The following is a 5,501-nucleotide window of genomic DNA, read 5'->3' on the forward strand; positions in this document are numbered from 1 at the left end:
ACATCATCCTAACTATAAACAGGTTGAAGACATGCTAGATAAAGCATCAAAGAAGAAAAAAGAAGGAACAAAGATCATATAAAGACTATATTACATTCGATCAAGGAACATATATAGGCTAAAAATAATATCAAAATACTATTAAAAGAACAATGAAATTATTCAGAGCATGTCAGAAAGGGAAACATGTCTAGATAATGCTATTATAGAGAACTTTTTGGGTACTAAAATCAGAGTTGTTTTATTTAAAGAAATATAGGTCAATACTGGAATTAACTAAGGATATTATAGAATATATTAAATATTACAACAACAAAAGGATAAGAACTAATTTAAATGGAATGAGCCCGGTAGAATACCGAGCTCATCATATCAAAAATATTGCATAAATTCGTCCAACTTTTTGGGGGCAGTCCATTAACTCATGCCTTTTTTATATTTGGTAAACTTATGTATTTTTCTATTTTTGCTAATCGTTACATTGTTAAACAGAAAATTCCATGTCAAAAAAGAATGTAGGTTACGTGATGTTGTTTACCGTAACCATAGCCATAATTATTACCTTACTCTATGAATTTAATATTGTAGCTGTATCGGCGTCCTTTATGATGGCTGTCCGTTGGATTACAGCAGTAGTTTTGGTAGCCAATGCCGTTGTTCGCAAAAATCTTACTACTTGGATTCTTACCTGTCTGGTGTTAGGCGTTTTTGTGGGTTTAGACTTTCCGGATTTGGCTATTTCTATGCGTCCATTGAGCCAAGCTTTCATCAAACTGGTGAAAACTATCGTAGGACCTATACTTTTTGCCACTTTGGTTTTCGGAATTGCGGGGCATTCGGATTTGAAGTCGGTGGGGCGTATGGCTTGGAAGTCCATGCTTTATTTTTTCTGTGCTACCAGCTGCGCCATTTTTATAGGCTTGGCGGTGATAAACATCACCAAGGCGGGGGTGGGAGTAGATGTGGCTCATATGCCGCATGAAGAGCTACCACAAACTTCTGCTGTAGCAGAATCCGACCTCAAAGCGCTGGAACATATTGATCCAAGCGTGCATGGCGTATATAAATTTAACGCTTTTATACGCGACACTTTTCCGGAAAATATTGTTAAATCCGTATATGAAAACAAAGTATTACAAATAGTAATTTTCGGGGTGATTTTCGGTATAGGGTTGGCGATGGTGGATGAGAAGAAGCGGAAACCACTTATAGATTTTACGGAAAGCCTTTCCGAGGCTATGTTTAAGTTTACGAACTTGGTCATGCTCTTTGCACCAATAGGTGTAGGGGCAGCTATGGCTTATACGGTAGGGCATCTGGGGGTGGATATCCTGAAAAATCTCTTCATGCTTTTGATGAGTTTGTATATTGCCCTTTTAGTATTTCTGTTTGTGGTGCTTTTACCTATCGCCCTTTATCTAAAAGTGCCGATTAAGAAATTTATCGCAGCCTTGAAAGAACCTGTGTCTATTGCTTTTGCTACGACAAGCTCGGACGCCGCTCTACCAAAGGCTATGGAAAATATGGAGCGCTTTGGAGTGCCACGTAAGATTGTTTCTTTTGTTATCCCAACGGGTTATAGCTTTAACTTGGACGGAACCTCCTTATATTTGTCGTTGGCATCCATTTTTGTGGCGCAGGCAGCAGGCATTGAGCTTACTATAGGACAACAGCTGCTTATTGCTTTTACGTTGATGATTACATCTAAGGGGGTAGCAGCAGTGCCACGTGCTTCGTTGATCGTTCTTATAGCTACTGCCGACCAATTCGGTCTGCCGACTTTCGTGATTGCGGCTATTTTGGGTATTGACGAACTTATGGATATGGCCAGAACGTCCGTGAACGTGATTGGAAACTGTCTGGCAACAGTTGTAATTTCTAAGTGGGAAGGTGAGTTTGACGAAACTGCCGCTCAAGATCCAGACTTTCTGACTAAATCAATGAGTTAACGATTGTTCTTATCATAAACGAAAAGCTCCTTTTTTAGGAGCTTTTCGTTTATATAATCCCATGAAAATGTGATTTATCTTAATTTATTGGAAATAATTTATTTAATTTATCTTACCAAATAGTAATGGTAAATCACCTTAAGCCTTAAATTATGCTTCGATATCTGTTGTCTATTTATTTACTTTTCCTTATTAATATAGTTTTTGGCCAATTTGTTGGGATTATTCCACAACCCCAGATTGTTATACCGGGCACAGATTCTCTCACTATTGAAAAAGATATTGTGATCCAAGGAGAGGAATTGCAGGCCATAAGCTATTTGCGCCAAAACTTGTTATCACGTTTTGGAAAACTTAGTCAGTTAAATACTTCTAAACAGGCCATCATATCATTTCAGAGACCTCAAACTAGGAAGGAGTTGGGCGAAGAAGGTTATGAGCTGGTGGTCAGCAATGGAGGAATTACAGTTATCGCGCAGACCCATAAGGGTTATTTTTATGCGGTGAACAGTTTGCTGCAGCTATTTCACTATTACAGGCAAGGGGATAAGGTGGTAATTCCGGCGATGCAGATCAAGGATGTACCATTATTTTCCTGGAGAGGGTTTATGCTGGATGAAGCACGTCATTTCTTTGGAAAGAAGAAAGTGAAGCAGCTGTTGGATTACATGGCCTTTTATAAGCTGAACAAATTCCATTGGCACCTCACCGATGAGCCGGGCTGGCGTCTGGAGATCAAAAGATATCCTTATCTTTCTCTTATTGGTGGGGTGGGGTCTTATTTGAATCCATATACGCCGGCACAATATTATTCACAGGAGGATATCAAGGAAATTGTAGCGTATGCTGCGGAACGTCACATCGACATTATCCCCGAGATAGATATGCCGGGACATGCTACGGCAGCAAATAGAGCTTATCCGCAATATAGTGGTGGAGGAACAAAGGAGCATCCCGATTTTACGTTTCATCCTGCAAAAGAAAGTACTTACCAGTATCTGACCAATATTCTGAAGGAGGTTACGGTGCTATTTCCTAGCGGTATTGTTCATCTTGGTGGAGATGAGGTAGCCTTTGGCAGCGATGCATGGAATGAGGATGTCCATGTGTCAGAACTTAAAAATAAACTGAATTTGGCCTCCAATAAGGATGTGGAAAGATATTTCATGCAGCGAATGGCAGACTCATTGTTCAATCTGGGTAATAAGCTTGCTGTATGGGATGAGATGGCAGAAGCAGGTCTTCCTTCGGACAAGACTATTCAATATTGGTGGCGACACGATAGAAAAGGACAGCTAGAAACCTGCCTTAGAAACGGCTATTCGGTAGTCATATGTCCACGCATTCCTTTATATTTCGATTTTGTGCAGGCCGAGGAACATCAACATGGCAGGAAGTGGGCGGGCAATTTCAGTTCGTTGGAAAGTGTATATCAAATTGACCTAAGTGAGTACCAACAGATGGAAATAAAGGAAGGACAGATCTTAGGGATGCAGGCCAATCTTTGGACCGAACGTATCCACAACGAATCCAGATTTGACTTCATGACTTTTCCAAGGATTGCCGCTCTGGCGGAGGCCGCTTGGACAGCAAGGGAAAGAAAAAGTTTGGAGCATTTTAAGCAGGTGCTCAAAACACACCTACACCTATATGCCAAGGATAATATTTATTATTTCGATCCTTTTGATAATACCCATGTGGAACCCAAGGTACCACAGGCAATTAAAAAATATCTGGATAATCCGGAATAAGGATTATGGCTTTGGGGTTTAGAATCCTAAAGTATGTTTTTGTAGTATTGATGCAAATACTTATTTTTCAATCATGAAAAAGATACTCTATACATCTGCACTTATTTTTTCCAGTATGTTGGGCTTAAAGACTCAAGCTCAAGACTACTCTTTACTGGAATCAGAGTTTGCTAAATCCACTATATTATCTAAACATCATTTTGGTTTTTGTCTATATGACATGGATAGCAATAAGATGGTGTTCAGCATAAATGAAGATCATCACTTTACACCAGCTTCTAACACGAAGGTATATACGCTGTTCGCTTCGTTAAAACATCTGGGAGACTCCATAGCGGGGATTCATTATGTTGAAAGGGGAGATTCCTTGATATTTTGGGGAACGGGAGACCCTACATTTTTGCATCCCAAATTGGATACGCGAAGAGTTTATGACTTTTTGAAAAGCTCGTCCAAAAAGTTGTACTATGTGGTTCAAGAGACAAGTGAGCCAACCTATAGAAATGGTTGGTCTATAGAAGATTATGAAGAATATTATCAACCTGATATAGCTCCTTTTCCTATATATGGTAATCTGGTAAGGTTGAGTGCTAAGGATAGTGGATTGGTGGCTATGCTAGTTATTTTGATAGACATATCCATATCCGTGAAAAGAAGGCCCGTCGTTTTTGGGTATCCCGAAAGTTTAAGTCCAATGATTTCATTATGTCGAATTTGAATATCCCTAAGCATTATTCGACAGAGAAACCTTTTATTTGGACGGACAGTCTTGCAGTAGTCTTGTTGCGTGATACGTTGAAGCGCGATGTCGAAATTTTAAGAGATTATCCACGTCCATCGGATATCAAGACACTTTATTCGGCGAGCCGAAATGTGGTATTGCGTGAGATGATGCTGCCTAGCGATAACTTCCTAGCCGAACATCTTCATATGTTAATATCAGATAAATTGTTTAACGGATTTTATACCGATTCGTTGCGCAATTTTATGCAGGAGCATTTTTACCGCAATTTCCAAGATACCATTATTCTTCGTGATGGAAGTGGCCTTTCAACCTATAACAAAATCACACCACGCAACATGGTGGACTTACTGTTGGCCATTCGCGATCTAGAACCAGAAGAAGCGAAGCGTTTCTTATTCTTCCCGGCAGGTGGGATAGACGGCACTTTAAAAAATGCTTATACGTTGGATCAAGGTGAAGCTTTTGTCTGGGCAAAAACAGGAACTATCAATTCAGTACACTGTCAGTCCGGATATATCATCACGCGCAATGGTAAAAGATATGTTTTTTCTTTTCTGAACAACAATTATGTGGTACCAACATCCTATATACGTAGGGAAATGGTGCGTATCGTCACATTTATTAGACAGAATTATTAATCAGAAGAGGAGTAGGATATTATCAGTATGAGCGCGTATCAGAAGAACGATAAAAGGTTGATACGGTCGTGGGCTTTCTTCGACTGGGCAAACTCAGCCTATAATCTCGTTATTACTTCTACTATCTTTCCCATTTATTATATTACCATAACGAAGTCCAAGACGGGGGGAGATGATATTGTAAACTTTTTCGGTTTTGAAATCATCAATACCGTTCTTTCAAATTATGCTTTGGCATTTGCCTATATGACGATGGTAGTTGCTTTACCGTTTTTATCAGCCTATGCCGATGCTAATGGAAGAAAGATGCAGACTTATGTAAGTTTTTTACCTATTATGGGAGCTTTAGCCTGCATTGGGACTCTTTCTTTTTACTGAAGCTTAGTTACGTTAGTAATGGGGCTTGATCATACATTGG

General features: G+C 39.5%; 5 protein-coding genes and 1 pseudogene. All 6 read left to right on the forward strand.

All coding sequences use genetic code 11. The features are described from left to right. Positions 1–145: 145 nt before the first annotated feature. A pseudogene (locus SD31_RS21270) lies at positions 146–389 on the forward strand (IS3 family transposase); the annotation flags it as partial. Positions 390–500: 111 nt separating this feature from the next. Continuing rightward, positions 501–1,949 carry a dicarboxylate/amino acid:cation symporter gene (locus SD31_RS09195; protein WP_039053905.1) on the forward strand — a complete coding sequence of 483 codons (1,449 nt, stop codon included), beginning with the start codon at positions 501–503 and terminating at the stop codon, positions 1,947–1,949. Between the two features lie 152 nt (positions 1,950–2,101). Further along, positions 2,102–3,700 (forward strand): beta-N-acetylhexosaminidase, encoded by a 1,599-nt coding sequence (locus SD31_RS09200; RefSeq protein ID WP_039053906.1) that lies wholly within the window; start codon positions 2,102–2,104, stop codon positions 3,698–3,700. Positions 3,701–3,773: 73 nt separating this feature from the next. Continuing rightward, positions 3,774–4,418: a D-alanyl-D-alanine carboxypeptidase gene (locus SD31_RS16600; RefSeq protein ID WP_156138291.1), complete on the forward strand. Its 645-nt coding sequence runs from the start codon at positions 3,774–3,776 to the stop codon at positions 4,416–4,418. Further along, on the forward strand, positions 4,406–5,083 hold the full coding sequence (locus tag SD31_RS16605) for a D-alanyl-D-alanine carboxypeptidase (RefSeq protein ID WP_156138292.1): 678 nt from the start codon (positions 4,406–4,408) through the stop codon (positions 5,081–5,083). Before SD31_RS16600 ends, SD31_RS16605 begins: the two co-directional genes overlap by 13 nt. A gap of 27 nt (positions 5,084–5,110) precedes the next feature. Further along, on the forward strand, positions 5,111–5,461 hold the full coding sequence (locus SD31_RS09210; RefSeq protein ID WP_039053907.1) for an MFS transporter: 351 nt from the start codon (positions 5,111–5,113) through the stop codon (positions 5,459–5,461). Positions 5,462–5,501 lie beyond the last annotated feature (40 nt).

Origin of the sequence: Sphingobacterium sp. T2 (genome assembly GCF_000814685.1) — a bacterium.
GTDB classification, from domain to species: domain Bacteria; phylum Bacteroidota; class Bacteroidia; order Sphingobacteriales; family Sphingobacteriaceae; genus Sphingobacterium; species Sphingobacterium thermophilum.